15 protein-coding genes are annotated in these 14759 nt (G+C 55.6%); 4 read left to right on the top strand and 11 right to left on the bottom strand.

Annotated features, from left to right (window positions below; genetic code table 11):
• Window positions 1–59: 59 nt before the first annotated feature.
• On the bottom strand, window positions 60–2009 hold the full coding sequence (locus FDK21_RS04030) for a biotin carboxylase N-terminal domain-containing protein (protein WP_138147572.1): 1950 nt from the start codon (window positions 2007–2009) through the stop codon (window positions 60–62).
• Between the two features lie 332 nt (window positions 2010–2341).
• Between FDK21_RS04030 and FDK21_RS04025 the strand changes: the two genes are divergently transcribed.
• Complete coding sequence (locus FDK21_RS04025) at window positions 2342–2665, top strand: metalloregulator ArsR/SmtB family transcription factor (RefSeq protein ID WP_342635040.1); 324 nt, start codon at window positions 2342–2344, stop codon at window positions 2663–2665.
• A 37-nt stretch (window positions 2666–2702) separates the two neighbouring features.
• Window positions 2703–3104 carry a rhodanese-like domain-containing protein gene (locus FDK21_RS04020; protein WP_138147571.1) on the top strand — a complete coding sequence of 134 codons (402 nt, stop codon included), beginning with the start codon at window positions 2703–2705 and terminating at the stop codon, window positions 3102–3104.
• Between the two features lie 60 nt (window positions 3105–3164).
• On the opposite strand, the gene FDK21_RS04015 is transcribed toward FDK21_RS04020, so the two are convergent.
• Together FDK21_RS04015 and FDK21_RS04010 are read right to left on the bottom strand one after the other, a co-directional pair.
• Window positions 3165–4772 carry a carboxyl transferase domain-containing protein gene (locus FDK21_RS04015; protein ID WP_138147570.1) on the bottom strand — a complete coding sequence of 536 codons (1608 nt, stop codon included), beginning with the start codon at window positions 4770–4772 and terminating at the stop codon, window positions 3165–3167.
• Between the two features lie 308 nt (window positions 4773–5080).
• Window positions 5081–5482, bottom strand: a complete 402-nt coding sequence (locus FDK21_RS04010) for a rhodanese-like domain-containing protein (RefSeq protein ID WP_246657480.1) — start codon at window positions 5480–5482, stop codon at window positions 5081–5083.
• Window positions 5483–6013: 531 nt separating this feature from the next.
• On the opposite strand from FDK21_RS04010, the gene FDK21_RS04005 reads away from it, so the two are divergent.
• A complete protein-coding gene (locus FDK21_RS04005; protein WP_114009071.1) occupies window positions 6014–6724 on the top strand; it encodes a DUF599 family protein in 711 nt (236 codons plus the stop codon).
• A 141-nt stretch (window positions 6725–6865) separates the two neighbouring features.
• Window positions 6866–7771, top strand: a complete 906-nt coding sequence (locus tag FDK21_RS04000) for a DMT family transporter (protein WP_138147569.1) — start codon at window positions 6866–6868, stop codon at window positions 7769–7771.
• Between the two features lie 16 nt (window positions 7772–7787).
• Here FDK21_RS04000 and FDK21_RS03995 read toward each other — a convergent pair whose 3' ends face one another.
• The 8 genes from FDK21_RS03995 to FDK21_RS03960 all read right to left on the bottom strand — a co-directional run bounded on the left by FDK21_RS03995 (window position 7788) and on the right by FDK21_RS03960 (window position 14724).
• The gene (locus FDK21_RS03995) at window positions 7788–8138 is read right to left on the bottom strand and encodes a hypothetical protein (protein ID WP_114009073.1); all 351 of its coding nucleotides are present in this window, start codon (window positions 8136–8138) and stop codon (window positions 7788–7790) included.
• 155 nt (window positions 8139–8293) lie between these two features.
• Window positions 8294–9469 (bottom strand): isovaleryl-CoA dehydrogenase, encoded by a 1176-nt coding sequence (locus FDK21_RS03990; protein WP_114009074.1) that lies wholly within the window; start codon window positions 9467–9469, stop codon window positions 8294–8296.
• Window positions 9470–9580: 111 nt separating this feature from the next.
• On the bottom strand, window positions 9581–10027 hold the full coding sequence (locus FDK21_RS03985; protein WP_138147568.1) for a PaaI family thioesterase: 447 nt from the start codon (window positions 10025–10027) through the stop codon (window positions 9581–9583).
• Between the two features lie 70 nt (window positions 10028–10097).
• Window positions 10098–10484 carry a MerR family DNA-binding transcriptional regulator gene (locus FDK21_RS03980; RefSeq protein WP_114009076.1) on the bottom strand — a complete coding sequence of 129 codons (387 nt, stop codon included), beginning with the start codon at window positions 10482–10484 and terminating at the stop codon, window positions 10098–10100.
• Window positions 10485–10582: 98 nt separating this feature from the next.
• The gene (locus FDK21_RS03975; protein WP_210238665.1) at window positions 10583–11023 is read right to left on the bottom strand and encodes a VOC family protein; all 441 of its coding nucleotides are present in this window, start codon (window positions 11021–11023) and stop codon (window positions 10583–10585) included.
• A gap of 191 nt (window positions 11024–11214) precedes the next feature.
• Window positions 11215–12621, bottom strand: a complete 1407-nt coding sequence (mgtE, locus tag FDK21_RS03970; RefSeq protein ID WP_245418403.1) for a magnesium transporter — start codon at window positions 12619–12621, stop codon at window positions 11215–11217.
• Window positions 12622–12793: 172 nt separating this feature from the next.
• Window positions 12794–13315, bottom strand: coding sequence for a hypothetical protein (locus FDK21_RS03965; RefSeq protein ID WP_114009078.1), 522 nt, complete (start codon window positions 13313–13315; stop codon window positions 12794–12796).
• A 125-nt stretch (window positions 13316–13440) separates the two neighbouring features.
• Complete coding sequence (locus tag FDK21_RS03960) at window positions 13441–14724, bottom strand: amidase family protein (protein ID WP_138147567.1); 1284 nt, start codon at window positions 14722–14724, stop codon at window positions 13441–13443.
• Window positions 14725–14759: the final 35 nt, after the last annotated feature.

Genomic DNA, 14759 nt, shown 5'->3' with positions numbered 1-14759 from the left:
ACCAGCAAACAAAAAAGCAGCCAAAGGCTGCTTTTTTGTTGTATTCCGGTCAGGCTTGTTCAGGCCGCGTCGTCCTGTTCATAACGGACAACGGCAAACCCTTCTTCCACTTGCTCTCCGGCCCTTGCCGCAACAACCGCAATCACCCCGTCAAACGGCGCAACCACACTATGCTCCATCTTCATCGCCTCCACGATGAAGAGCCGATCGCCTTTTGCAACGGCCTGCCCTGCTTCGACAAAGATCGCTGTCACCTTGCCATGCATCGGAGCCCCAATCTGGCTGCTTCCCGCCTCTTCCTCATGCTCATAATCATGCATCTTGGCGTGATACTGCCGGCCATCGACCACCACCAGCAAACCATCGGAAACCGGGAAAATATGCGGACTGGCATGCGCATTCGAGCCGTCCAGCTCCATTCCCTCTTTGGTGAAGGACAGCGTCTGGAGTTGCTCTTCCCCGTCAATCACCACAGCCATTGTTTGGCGACGAGGTGCCCCGAGCTGGAAACCATCTGTCGCGTCCCATGGAGACGATGCTTCGTTGCTGCGCAGAGATTTTGCTGCTGCGAGACTCTCCACCCGATCCTGAAGGAAGTACCGCACAGCCGAGGCTGCCACCACGTGCCGTGCGCCATAATCTGGCGCAATCAGCCCATCAAGACGCGCATCGATGAAGCCGGTGTCAAATCGCTCTGCCAAAAAGTCAGGATGGCTGGCCAGTTGAGCCAGAAAAGCCGCGTTGGTCTTGGGGCCCGCCACCGCGCTCTGACGCAAAACCGAGGCGAGCTTGGCCATCGCCGCCGCGCGATTGTCCGCATGCACAATCACCTTGGCAATCATCGGATCATAGAAAGGCGAAATGTCATCGCCCACCTCGACACCGGAATCGATCCGTACCCCCTCTCCATCAGCAAAGGATAGAGCATGTAATCGACCGGTCGACGGTAAGAAGCCATTTTCCGGATCTTCCGCATAAAGCCGTGCCTCCACCGCATGACCGACCAGAGGAATGGCGCTCTGGGCCAGCGGCAAAGGCTTTCCATTGGCGATATCAAACTGCCAGGCCACAAGATCCTGCCCGGTGATTGCCTCGGTTACAGGATGCTCGACCTGCAAACGGGTATTCATCTCCATGAAGAAAAAGCCATCTGATTTCAGGCCGTTGGATCCATCGACGATGAATTCCACCGTCCCGGCCCCCTGATAGCCAACCGCCAGAGCCGCCTTAACGGCCGCCGCCCCCATTGCTTCGCGCAGCGCGGCCGTCATACCGGGCGCGGGGGCTTCTTCGATCACCTTTTGATGGCGGCGCTGCAAGGAGCAATCGCGCTCATAAAGATGGACGGCCTGACCATGGCTGTCAGCAAAGACCTGAATTTCGATATGGCGGGGATTTTTCACAAAGCGTTCAATCAGCACATTGGGATCACCAAAGGCATTTTGCCCTTCGCGTCGGGCTGATTCCAGCGCGGCGGGAAAGTCCTCATCCCGCTCAACCAGACGCATGCCCTTGCCGCCGCCACCCGAAACCGCCTTGATCAGCACCGGATAACCAATCTGACGTGCTTGGTCATGCAGGAAGGCCGGGCCCTGATTGTCCCCGTGATAGCCGGGCACCACCGGCACGCCAGCAGCCTCCATCAAGGCCTTGGCACGGTCCTTCTGCCCCATCGCCTCAATCGCCTTCGGACCGGGGCCGATAAAGATGATCCCGGCATCTGCACAGGCCTTGGCAAAGGCGGCATTCTCGGACAGGAAGCCATAGCCGGGATGTATGGCCATCGCCCTGCTTTGCTTTGCAACGGCAATCACCTTGGCTGCATCCAGATAGCTCTCCGCCGCAGAAGCGGGGCCGATATGGTAGGCCTCATCTGCCGCACGCACATGGCGTGCCGATCGATCCGCATCGGAATAAACTGCGATGGTTCGAAGCCCCATCTGCCGCGCTGTCCTGATCACGCGACAAGCAATCTCGCCCCGATTGGCAATCAGCACACTGTCGATCATTGCATTTCCTCCCCAGAGAATGTTGGTTGATCTCATGCGTCATCCAACATACCGGACCTTATTAAATCTCTATTTTATTTCACGAAAAATTATCTCAATTGACGTAAAAGTCAATCAGTATTTAGATGCATCTCTGTCCGGCCAGGCATCTAACCGCGATGCCAAATTCCCAAGGCCATGCGGCGATAACCCGCATACTCCTTGACGAAATATTCGAATATACTAAATTAGGAACATCTGATGATATTAGGATGAGGCCCAACACCAAACCGATGCCACATCTTCAAGTCACGATTCTTGGCACCGACGGACAAAACTGAGGCTCAACCATCATGGCCATGGACCCAACCATCGAAGCACTGGCAGATGAAGCGGACAATGTCGCAAGGCTGCTGAAATTACTGGGCAATGCCAACCGCTTGCGTATTCTGTGCCAGTTGGTTGACGGACCGGACAAGTCTGTCAACTCTCTCGCGGACACCCTGAATATCAGCCAAAGTGCCTTATCCCAACATCTGGCAAAAATGCGCGAAGATGGATTGATCAAGGGCAGTCGCGACGCCCAGACCATCTATTATTCCATATCCGACCCCAACGCTGAACAATTGCTCGGAGTGCTGAAAGATCTGTACTGCGCCTCAGATACCGGCCAGTGACACCTACTCAGCCCCCTATCAAGAAGATCCAACCAGAATGGCAAAAAAGCAGATCGTCCAACAGATCAACCATGATGAAGCCAAAAAGCTCCTTGATGAAGGCGCAGTGTTGATTGATGTGCGCGAATCCATGGAGCTGATGGGCAAGAAGGTCCCTTCCGCCCTGCATAACCCGCTCTCAAGCCTCAAAGGCCCGATCGACACCAAAGGCGCTCCTGCCGCAATATTCTTTTGCGCGTCCGGCGCCCGGACCAATGGCTATGCCCGCCAATTGGCAGGCCTTGTTGACTGCGACGCCTACATGCTGACCGGTGGCATTCATGCCATTTCGCGGATGGGCGTGCAGACTGAGGGCGGCGGAGGCATGTTCAAGTTGTTCGGCCTAGCGGTTGCAGTGGCGGCAATCGGCTGGATGGCTGGATGGATTCCCGGCCTCTGAACCTGGCAACAAACGCAAAAAAGGGGCTTTCGCCCCTTTTAAAGCCCAAACGGCTTGCCATTACATGCGGAAGACACCGAACTTGGTCTCCGGCACAGGCGCATTGAGCGCAGCCGAGAAAGCCAGCCCCAGCACCCGGCGTGTCTCGGACGGCATGATGATGCCATCATCCCACAGCCGCGCCGTGGCATAATAGGGATGGCCTTCCGCTTCGAACCGCTGCTGAATTGGATCTTTGAAGGCGGCTTCCTCCTCCTCAGACCATGCTCCGCCATCCGCTTCGATATTGTCGCGCTTGACGGTTGCCAACACATTGGCGGCCTGCTCACCCCCCATCACCGAAATCCGGCTATTGGGCCAGCTAAACAGGAAGCGCGGGCTATAGGCTCGACCACACATGCCATAATTGCCCGCCCCATAAGAGCCGCCCACCAGCACGGTGACTTTCGGCACTTGGGCGCAGGCCACAGCGGTCACCAATTTTGCCCCGTCCTTGGCGATGCCGCCTGCTTCATAATCGCGCCCGACCATGAAGCCGGTGATATTTTGCAAAAACAGCAAGGGGATCCGGCGCTGGCAGCAGAGCTCGATGAAATGCGCGCCCTTCTGAGCACTCTCGGAGAAGAGAATGCCATTGTTGGCGATGATCCCCACCGGCATGCCATAGATATGGGCAAAGCCGGTTACCAGAGTGGTGCCGAAACGGGCCTTGAACTCATCAAAACGCGATCCATCCACCAGACGGGCAATCACCTCGCGAATGTCATATTGCTTTTTCAAGTCGACAGGCACGATGCCATTCAACTCGTCAGGATCGAACAACGGCTCGACCGGTTCGCGCAATTCGATATCGACATCCTTGCGGCGATTGAGATTACCCACCACTGAGCGGGCAATTTCCAGCGCATGAGAGTCATTCAGCGCATAATGGTCCGCAACACCGGATATTTTGGTATGGACATCGGCCCCGCCCAGATCTTCGGCACTGACCACTTCCCCGGTTGCCGCCTTCACCAACGGAGGCCCGGCGAGAAAGATGGTCCCCTGCTCCTTGACGATGATCGTTTCATCCGACATGGCTGGCACATAGGCACCACCGGCGGTGCAAGAGCCCATCACCACGGCAATCTGCGGAATGCCCATCGAGGACATGGTCGCCTGATTGAAGAAAATCCGACCAAAATGCTCCTTGTCGGGAAAGACTTCGGTCTGCTGCGGCAGGTTGGCTCCGCCAGAATCCACCAGATACAAACAAGGCAAGCGGTTTTCCTGTGCCACTTCCTGCGCCCGCAAATGCTTTTTGACGGTCATCGGATAATAGGTGCCGCCCTTGATGGTCGCATCATTGCAAATGATCATGCATTCGCGCCCTGCCACCCGGCCAATACCGGTGATCAGGCCCGCTCCATGAATGGCGGCATCATACATGTTGTTGGCAGCCAGCGGCGACAATTCCAGGAACGGAGCGCCCGGATCGAGCAATTGCGTGACCCGGTCCCGCGGCAACAATTTGCCACGTGCCAAATGCCGCTCCCGCGCCCGTTCATTGCCACCCAGCGCCGCCTCCGCCCGCTTGGCCGCCAGATCCGACAGAAGCTCTTCCATCGCAGCGCGATTGGCCTGATAGTCTGCCGTTTCCGTCCGGATGTCCGATTGCAGAACGCTCATCTTTATCCTCCCTCACATCCCGAGTGACTTGCGGGCTTCAATCATCTCTAAACCGTCAAACCCTGCGCCACATATTTTTGCACCACTTTACACAAGCACCGGAAAGAAATAAAGAAATTTAACGCAACTTACGTCAACTGCGCGAAATTGGCAGCACCTAGCTCAACACCCTGATATCCACTGGCTTTGCGCACTCCGTCGGGCAACCCCAAAGCCATGCCAGGAGGCATTGTCCCTCACCAATTGGTTCAATCCCGCGCGCTCCGGCTAGCAATAGAGTGTGATTATCCCTTCGGAACGCACCCTGCCTAGTCCTCAACCGCATCCACGGCCCCACCTGCCTCTTTCCACGCCCCAAAGCCACCGGACATATGCGCGACGGGTTTCAGGCCCATGGCTTGCATTTGCTGGGCCGCCAAAGCACTGCGCCAACCACCGGCACAGAAAAAGACAAATTTTTTGTCTTCGGCAAAGATTGGCTTGTGATAGGGGCTGGTTGGGCAAACCCAGAATTCGAGCATGCCGCGCGGCGCATGGAGCGCGCCGGGCATCCGCCCTTCCCTGTCCAACTCGCGAATGTCGCGGATATCGACAAAGACATGATCCTCACGGTCGAGCAAGGTCATGGCCTCTGCTACGTCAATCACATCGATTTCGGCTTCGGCGGCCGCGATCAGTTGCTTATAGGTTACGGTGATCTCTTGTGCCACGTCGGCCTCCTCTTTTCACATTGGGTTCAAGAGGATCAAATTCGAACCGTTTTTGCAAGCAGGCCCAAAACAAAAAAAGCGCGGGCTGCCCCACGCTTTTTTTAAAGAATAACAATGTCAGGTGTTTTCGTTAGCTAACAGCGACAACCGCTGTCTCGAATGCTCCGAAGAAATACACAATGGCCAAAACAGCGCCTAGCGCCAATACGGCTTTCATTGTGACACCCCAACAAGAAACGTCGACTTCTTTGTCCATGTCGCCTCAGCTGTCACTTGACTATGTTGGTACCGCTCGCCCTCAGGCTGCGGTGGAGTGAGCCTGTGTTAATCTCTTGGAAAGGAAATAGCAATCATTAAGGCATGCATCAGACGCAAACCTCCTATGGACTTCAGATTTCAACGATGAATCAATAAGCTAGGGACTCACAAAAGTGTGTGTAATGTGTCAGAATAGTGACGAACCGAACCTGTAACGTTACGGCAATTCAGCGCTAAATGCGACTTGAACTCAGACTCTAGGGATTTGTACTAATGGAACCATTCACCCTCATCGACCTGATCGGACTGGGTTGGTATGTCGCTTTCTGGGTGGGCTTTTCCTATCTCGCCGATCACTCACCTTTGCGCAAACGAACCTTGTCGAGCATGATGAATGCCCATCGCCGCCGATGGATGCAAACCATGGCACGCCGCAAACTGCGCATGGTCGACACCGCCATTATCAGTGGCCTGCAAAATGGGACCGCTTTTTTTGCATCCACCTCGCTGCTGGCGATCGGCGCAGGCTTTGCCTTGTTGAACTCGACCGAATTGGCCCTGCAGATCACCCGCGATTTACCGCTTCCCGTAGAGACGACCCGCACCCTATGGGAAATCAAGGCCCTGATCCTGATCTGCATCTATGTCTATGCCTTCTTCAAATTCGGCTGGGCCTACCGTTTGTTCAATTACACCTCGATCCTGATTGGAGCCCTCCCCTATCATGAGGATTTTGAACCGGACCATGTGATGGTCGATGAACAGGAGATGGTCGTGGCCATCGAACAGGTTGCCGAAATGAATGCGCTCGCCGGGCGCCACTTCAATCTGGGCCTGCGCGCTTTTTTCTTCTCGCTCGCATTGTTTGGCTGGTTCATTGATCCCCTGTTGCTGATGGCAGCAACAACCTTTGTCACAGGAGTGCTCATTCGACGGCAGTTTTTCTCCCGTTCCAACAAGATGGCCCATCACCTCTTGCCATGACAGCATATTTCTAGTAGCCAGAATCCCCTATAGGGGCGCTGGATAAGCGCCTCTTTGCCTCTACCTGCCTGCTTTCTCAGCCATGTTTCCTTGGCTTGAGCCCCCATTGCCCACTTCATAGCTTGATAGGACAATCACGCGATGCCGCCAAATACCATTCGCAAACCGACACCGCTTGATTTATCCGGCCTTCTGTTCCTCACCATCGTCTGGGCATCGGCCTTCATCGCCATCAAGGTGGCGGTGCCGCAAACCGGTCCTTTCTGGCTGGCGGCCATCCGGGTCTGCATCGGCTTTGCTGTTCTGTTGCCATGGGCACTCTATCGTGGCCTGATGTTGCCCAAAAGCCTCAAGAGTTGGTCGTTTCTACTGGTGGTCTCACTGTTGAATGTCGCAGTGCCCTTCCTGCTGATCTCGTGGGCAGAGTTGACCATTTCGGCAGGTGTGACGTCATTGCTGCTGGGCACAGGCCCCTTGCTGGCATTGATCCTCAGCCACCTGACCACCCATGACGACAAGATCAATCTGCCCAAACTGATTGGCATTAGCTTCGGCTTTACGGGTATTGCATTGGTGGTCGGACGCGGTGCTCTGGCTGATTTGGGCAACGGGCATATTCTGGCACAGATTGCTGTTCTGGGCGCTTCGCTCTGCTATGCCTTGTCTGGTGCGATGATCCGCAAGATCACCGACATTCCACCGACCCGCCTTGCCACAATCATTCTGGGCATGGCGTCGGTCGAGCTTGTCCTGCTTGCATCCATTCAGGGCATGCCGGACTTTGCAGCCATCGATGGCACCAGTTGGCTCAGTCTCATCTATCTTGGGCTGCTGCCAACCGGGGTGGCGACCATCATGCGCTATCGCCTGATCGGCACCATTGGCGCCAGTTTCTTCGCATTGGGAATGAATTTGATCCCGATCTTCGGGGTTCTGATGGGGGCTGTTTTGCTATCAGAAGAGGTGGCCTTGACCACTTGGGCTGCTTTGGCACTGATCGTTCTTGGCCTGTTCGCCGCCAAAACCCCACCAAAGAAACCCAATTAGTCATCGGCTATACAGATCACATCGGATCAAGAAATTTGGCATCGACAAAGCCGATGGTGCCATTGACCTGCACCTCGCAGACCCGAACCTTCAGCATCGCCCGACGCTTGGACAAAGAGCCATAGGCCCAGGAGCGGAAGTTGAACTCGTCCCGACACCAGCGCATGACCACTCCTTCAGTGCCTTTATCGAGGGGCACCTTGACCTTGGAGCCTGCTTCAGGTGCGGCCCTGAGGTTGGTATCAGCGATCACTTCATAGATCGTGTCATAGGGGCTCTGCGCCCCTTTGGCCAAAGCAAGGCTGTTGACACCAAGCGCCAGACAAAAAGCGCTCGCTCCGACAATGAGTTGCGTTTTCAAGGACATTGCATTCTCCTCCAGAAGGGCTTTCGCTCAGACAAGACCTTTCTTATGGCAAAAGCATGTCACCGAAAGCACCAATTGCCCCACGGCGGACAAAGGCACAAAAAAGGGCCCCTATGAGGCCCCTTCTGATGTCCAGCCTTTAAACCCGCTGAGGTCTAGGCCGTGGCATTGAACAATTCGCGCCCGATCAACATACGGCGGATCTCGGACGTGCCGGCGCCGATTTCATACAGCTTGGCATCTCTTAGAAGGCGACCGGTCGGATATTCATTGATATAGCCATTGCCACCCAGAATCTGGATCGCATCCAGCGCCATTTGCGTGGCCTTTTCGGCCGCAATCAAAATGGCCCCGGCGGCATCCTGACGGGTGGTCTCACCCCGGTCACAGGCCTGCGCCACCTGATAGACATAGGCCCGGCAGGCATTCATATTGACATACATATCGGCGATTTTGCCCTGCATCAGCTGGAACGTGCCAATCGGCTTGCCGAACTGCTCGCGCTCGTGAATATAAGGCAGCACCACATCCATGCAGGCCTGCATGATCCCCAACGGCCCGCCGGACAGCACCGTCCGCTCATAATCCAAGCCAGACATCAACACATGCACGCCTTTGCCAACTGTACCGACGACATTCTCCTCAGGCACTTCACAATCCTCAAACACCAATTCGCCGGTGGTTGAGCCGCGCATGCCAAGCTTGTCGAGCTTCTGTGCCACGGAGAAGCCCTTGAAATCCTTCTCGATCAGAAAGGTTGTGATACCCTTTGGCCCGGCTTCCGGATCGGTCTTGGCATAGACCAGCAACACATCCGCATCTGGCGCATTGGTGATCCACATTTTCGAGCCATTGAGAATATAGCGATCGCCCTTCTTCTCGGCCCGCAATTTCATCGACACCACATCAGACCCGGCCCCCGGCTCGGACATCGCCAATGAGCCGACATGCTCACCGCTGATCAGTTTAGGGAGATACTTCTCTTTTTGCGCCTGATTGCCATTGCGGTTGATCTGGTTGACACACAGATTGGAATGCGCCCCATAGGACAAGGCAACCGACGCCGAGGCGCGGGACAATTCCTCCACCGCCACCACATGCTCCAGATACCCCATATCCGAGCCGCCGAATTCCTCCGGCACGGTGATGCCAAGCAGGCCCATATCGCCCATCTTGGTCCATAGCTCGCGCGGGAAGGCATCGTCCCGGTCGATCTGGGCGGCAATCGGCGCCAGCTCCGCATTGGCAAAGCTGTTGACCGCATCGCGCAGCATGTCGGCGGTTTCGCCGAGATTGAAATTGAACATTGGCCCTTGATTAGACAGGCTCATTCTTTCCTCCCTTTCCCGCCACCCCTCCTCACAGGGTCCCGCAATGGGGCATTGGCAGACTTGCTTTTATATTGATTTTGATTGTTGCTCGCCGGTCCACACACGCTGTGTTTACGGTTCCATTCCCTCTGCCCGCACCATGGTGAAAAGCCCGGTAGCGACATGGGTTTCCCGGTCATCCGAGTAGCTGAAGACATCCCCCTGACAAATGGTCAGCATCCGCCCGGGCTTGATCACCCGCCCACGCGCAACCAGCCGATCCCCCTTGGCGGGGTTCAGCAGATTGATCTTGAATTCACTGGAAAGCACCCCGTCGCCAGCCGCAAACAGGGTAAAGGCCGCATAGCCAGCAGCTGAATCTGCCAGTGTCGTCGAGACCCCGGCATGGAAGAAGCCATGTTGTTGTTGCAGGCCATCCCGCGCTGCCAGGGCAATATCAACCTCGCCCGGCGCAATATGGGTGACTTCAGCCCCCATCTGAATGAGAAAGCTCTGCTTGGCAAAAGAGCGCTCGACGCGCTCTTTGAAATTGTCCGCCCGGATCACGAAATCCGCCATTATCAGCACCCTCCCGCGAGATACCGCAATATCTTGCATGCAACAGGAGGCGCGCTTCCAAGGGGCAGCTTTAGGAGACGCTGCCCAACTCTTCCAGTCTTGAACGGCAGGAATCTTCCACCGCATCAAGCTCTGCCAGTGTCTCCTTGATATCCGACAGCTTCTGCTGCATATCCCGGCGACGCGCCTCGATTTTCTCGATCAGCAGGTTCAACTGTCCCGCTTCTCCAGGAGGCTGGCGATACATATCGATGACTTCGCTGATTTCACCCAAGGACAGGCCCAACCGCTTGCCTCTCAGGATCAGTTTCAAACGTGTTCGATCACTGGGGCGATAAAGCCGCTGCCGCCCGCGACGCACAGGCTTGATCAGCCCTTCATCCTCATAAAACCGCAAGGTTCTGGTCGTCAGACCGAACTCGTTCGTCAGTTCAGTGATAGTCAGATAGTCAGCCATTGAGCCTCCATGCTCCACTATTGAGGCAATTAACGTAAAAGTCAATAGGCTTAAAATTACACCTATTTTGCATAAGTTTAAGCCCATTTAACTTCGCTTCAAATTGCACTCCCAACCTTGTCTGGATCATTCGGCCACAAATCCGCTGTGGCCAGTTCGACAACATTGTCAAAGGGATCCCGGAAATAGATGCTTTGCCCACCGGCAGGCCAGGTAACCCGGCTTTCGATGGCAACAGCCTGCTCCTCAAGATAGGCAACCCAGCAAGCAAGCGCACTTTTGTCGATCCGGAAGGCAAAATGGCCAACACCATCCATGGAATGACCCGGCACCAACTGACCAGAAATGGTCGTGTCGGCCTCACAGACGCCTCTGAGGAATACCAACAGGGTTTGAGACGGACCAGCATCATAGGCATTGATCCTGTCGCCATCGAGCATGCGCTCCAAACCCAGAATTCCGTTGTAGAAGGCGTGTGACTGCGCAAGGTCATCGACATAGACTGGCGTTTCCAAGATGCCCTTGATCGGCGGAGGCATTGCCATTCCCTTCCTGTCGGATCAATCACATTACCGCAACGGTATCCAGACAATCAAGATACCCTAACCCCAAGAAATAGCGCGTAGTTTAACGGACTGTCCAGAGCAATATGCGCTTTAACAGAGGGTCCTTAGGCCCAGTCATCCAAAAAGATGGGAAAAACACGAAAAAGTATCGTGAAACCACCCTTTCAGAGCAGTCCGAACCACCAGCCAGCAAGCCCGAGAAAGGCGAAGAAGCCAACAACATCAGTCACTGTGGTAATAAAAACGGACGAGGCAATGGCCGGATCGACCCCGACTTTCTGCAAACCGAGCGGAATGAGGATACCGGAAAGACCAGCACAAAAGAGATTGACCACCAAGGCAACGGCAATCACAACACCCAGCTGATAGTTGCCAAACCACAAGGCCGAAATGGTGCCAAGGATCAGAGCGAAAGCAAGCCCGTTGAGCACTGCCACCAACACCTCACGCGAGACAACGCGCAACACGTTGAAGCTGTCCAGTTCTTGAGTTGCGAGAGCACGCACGGCCACCGTCATGGTTTGCGTGGCGGCATTGCCCCCCATAGAGGCAACGATCGGCATCAAGACTGCAAGCGCGACCATTTGTTGAATGGTCGTGTCGAATATGGAAATCACCCAGGAAGCCAGAATGGCAGTGACCAGATTAACCGACAGCCATGTGAAGCGGGACTTCGCCGTTTCCAGTACCGTATCGGTGATTTCCTCGTCACCAACACCACCCAGTCGTTTGATGTCTTCTTCGGCTTCTTCGTGAATGACGTCAACGATGTCATCAATGGTGATCACGCCGACGAGACGTTCGCCTTGGTCGAGCACAGCAGCGGAGAGCAAATCATAGCGTTCGAACAGGCGCGACACGTCTTCCTGATCCTGCGTTGCCATCACATAATGGCGCTCTTCATGCTGGATTTCGGAAATCTTCGTCGGACGTCTGGATCGTAGCATTGTGTCAAGCGACACGGTACCCAACAGGCGGTGCCCCGGATCAATGACGAAGATCTGGTTGAACTCGTCCGGCAGATCGGGCGTCTCGCGCATATAGTCAATGGTCTGACCAACGGTCCAGAATGGCGCGACGGCGATAAAATCCGTCTGCATCCGTCGCCCGGCTGAATCTTCGGGATAGTCGAGGGAGCGGGACAGCTGGATCCGATCCATCGCCGGCAAGGCGGCCAAAATCTCGGCCCGATCCCCTTCCTCCATATCCTCAAGGATGACAACCGCATCATCGGAGTCGAGTTCGCTGATCCCTTCAGCGATCAAATCGTTGGACAGGCCTTCGACAACCTTCTGACGCAAGGAATCGTCCAACTCCACCAAAGCGGTGAAATCAAAATCCTGCCCCAGAAGTTCAAGGAAATCGGTACGATGCTTCGGGCTGAGCGCCTCGATGATATCGCCCATGTCAGCTTCGTGCAGATCCTGCGTGAGGCTGACCAGAAGGTCGCTATCCCGCGCCTCAATCGCCTCATCGATCTGATGGAAGAATTCAGCCGAAATCATGCCGCGCTCATCACGCACATCGGACCATGCAGGGTTGGCGGCTGGTTCAAGAAGACTCACTTGCACCTCAATTCCTCCCTGCTGCTGCTGTTTATCTCACCCCCCTTGTGCAGCAATTCGCCCTGCAACATCAAGTCCGATTTCACCTCATTCAGCAAATTTACGCATGCATAGCACCTGCATCCGGGCAAAGATCCAGAAAATGCGGCTTCCCTTAATTGCCGGGTGATCGTCAGGATCAGTCAAGACCGCGCAGCAGCCGGCTCAAGCGGCGATCACGGGCCGTGTCCGACAGCCAGATCCCCAACAGCCGCTCGCGAATGCCCGGATGCCGCAAGGCACAGGTTGGAGTGCCATTGAAATAGAAGCGCACCAGATTGCGACCATCGGGAATCGCGACAAATCGGTCAGATGCACGCACTGTGCGGAAACAGCTTTTGAGCTTGGTTGCGACTGCCTGATGGTCGGGTTGCTCCCCTTCTATACGCTCCAGCTCAGCAACAGACGCTTTGATCAGCCGCTCACGAGCAAAGCTGCGGGCATAGGTCAATTCCAAAGCAAAGGGCCGTGTCCAACGGAAAGCATCGCCCCCCTTGGTGAACAGCGCAGCATCATACATCCGAATACCGAGAAAGCGGACTTTGACTTCACCGATCTTTTCCGGCCCCGACAGTTCGGAGCGAATATCATCGGGCACCGTGTTGGCAATGGCAGGAAGGGCAAAAACCAGCCCGGAAAGGATGGCAATGGATTTCAGCATGGATGACCCCGGCGCGGTGTGAGACAGAATGATCTTTCATAGGGGCGATACGCAATTGCCAGCCCTCCGGATCAATTCTGCCTCACGCGCAGCTCACCACAAGCCGGAGTCATGAAACGGCATGATCACTGCCCATTGATTGCTTCCGCCAGAGCCAACAGGCCAAGATCAGACCCGTCAAGCGCTGTCAGCATCAACCCGAACGGCTTGCCGTCATGGCTCTGGGGAAGCGAGATACTGCAGCAATCCATGACATTGGCAATCGAGGGATTGCGCAACACCTGAAGATTGAGGCGGGAATAGTCTTCATCTTTCTCCATCTGCGCAAAGCTTGGCGGCAGAATCGGCACCGTTGGCATCAGAAGCACCCGTCCCGCGAGTTCTTCGGCAAAGAGAGCAATCAATCGGTCCCGTTCATTCAGGGTCTTGCGATAGGAGACTGCATCCACCTCATCCGCCCGCCCCATCCGGGTTGGACTGGCAACACGCGGATCCATAATGCCGCGTTGGGTCTGATAGGCTGCATCATAATCGGAGCGGGACTCGATGGAAGAGAACTGCCAGATCGGCAGAGACTTCAGGGCTTCAAGACTATCGAGTGCCAACTCCGAAACCTGGTAGCCGCGCGTTCTGAGGTCATTGACGCAGGCAGCAAAGCCCGCCGCAACCTCAGGCGCCAGATCATCCATGCCATAATTGGTCGGTATGACAAATTCGGCGATGACTTCCCTATCCGTCTCGGCCCCATCATCAGCCATGACACGATAGGCCGCCGCACAGGCCGCAACACTGCGCCCCATCGGCCCTATGCTGTCAAGGCTGCGAGACAGGGGCTTACAGCCCAACCGGGACACCGACTTCTGGCTCGGTTTGAAACCAACAATGCCATTGAAGGCAGCCGGAATACGCAAGGACCCACCTGTGTCTGTACCGATCGCAATATCCGCCAGACCACGCGCCACACTGACCGCCCCGCCAGCCGTCGAGCCGCCGGGAATGGCCCCGTCAATCAGCGCATTCATCGGTGTGCCATAATGGGGATTGAGCCCCAGCCCCGAATAGGCCAGCTCGGTCATGTTGGTATGGCCCAGCAGTACCGCTCCCGCCTTACGCAACCGCGCCACCACATCGGCATCTTCTGACGCAGCAGGGTCATTGGCCATAAAGCGGGTGCCCGCCTTGGTGACATGGCCTTTGACATCCAATAGATCCTTGATGGACACCAGTGCCCCCGCCAAAACAGAATCATCACCAGAAGAAGCCACACAAGCTGCCTGCTTCACAGCATCATCAAAGAAACACTGGGTGAACACATGGCGCACGTCCTTGCTGTCGTCCGCAACCCGCGCAATCGTTTCGTCAAGACGACTAGGGGCCGATTGGGCCGACCATTCAAACGGATCTGACATTGTTCTCTCCTTCAGGCTGAAGCACAAAGCGAAGC

The organism is Cohaesibacter sp. CAU 1516, assembly GCF_005771485.1.
GTDB lineage: Bacteria > Pseudomonadota > Alphaproteobacteria > Rhizobiales > Cohaesibacteraceae > Cohaesibacter > Cohaesibacter intestini.
This window is presented reverse-complemented; position numbering and strand designations above follow the sequence as displayed.

Coding starts and splice junctions, on each gene's coding strand:
- FDK21_RS04030 (WP_138147572.1), bottom strand. CDS start 2,009: ATGATCGACAGTGTGCTGATTGCCAATCGGGGCGAGATTGCTTGTCGC.
- FDK21_RS04025 (WP_342635040.1), top strand. CDS start 2,342: ATGGCCATGGACCCAACCATCGAAGCACTGGCAGATGAAGCGGACAAT.
- FDK21_RS04020 (WP_138147571.1), top strand. CDS start 2,703: ATGGCAAAAAAGCAGATCGTCCAACAGATCAACCATGATGAAGCCAAA.
- FDK21_RS04015 (WP_138147570.1), bottom strand. CDS start 4,772: ATGAGCGTTCTGCAATCGGACATCCGGACGGAAACGGCAGACTATCAG.
- FDK21_RS04005 (WP_114009071.1), top strand. CDS start 6,014: ATGGAACCATTCACCCTCATCGACCTGATCGGACTGGGTTGGTATGTC.
- FDK21_RS04000 (WP_138147569.1), top strand. CDS start 6,866: ATGCCGCCAAATACCATTCGCAAACCGACACCGCTTGATTTATCCGGC.
- FDK21_RS03995 (WP_114009073.1), bottom strand. CDS start 8,138: ATGTCCTTGAAAACGCAACTCATTGTCGGAGCGAGCGCTTTTTGTCTG.
- FDK21_RS03990 (WP_114009074.1), bottom strand. CDS start 9,469: ATGAGCCTGTCTAATCAAGGGCCAATGTTCAATTTCAATCTCGGCGAA.
- FDK21_RS03985 (WP_138147568.1), bottom strand. CDS start 10,027: ATGGCGGATTTCGTGATCCGGGCGGACAATTTCAAAGAGCGCGTCGAG.
- FDK21_RS03980 (WP_114009076.1), bottom strand. CDS start 10,484: ATGGCTGACTATCTGACTATCACTGAACTGACGAACGAGTTCGGTCTG.
- FDK21_RS03975 (WP_210238665.1), bottom strand. CDS start 11,023: ATGCCTCCGCCGATCAAGGGCATCTTGGAAACGCCAGTCTATGTCGAT.
- FDK21_RS03965 (WP_114009078.1), bottom strand. CDS start 13,315: ATGCTGAAATCCATTGCCATCCTTTCCGGGCTGGTTTTTGCCCTTCCT.
- FDK21_RS03960 (WP_138147567.1), bottom strand. CDS start 14,724: ATGTCAGATCCGTTTGAATGGTCGGCCCAATCGGCCCCTAGTCGTCTT.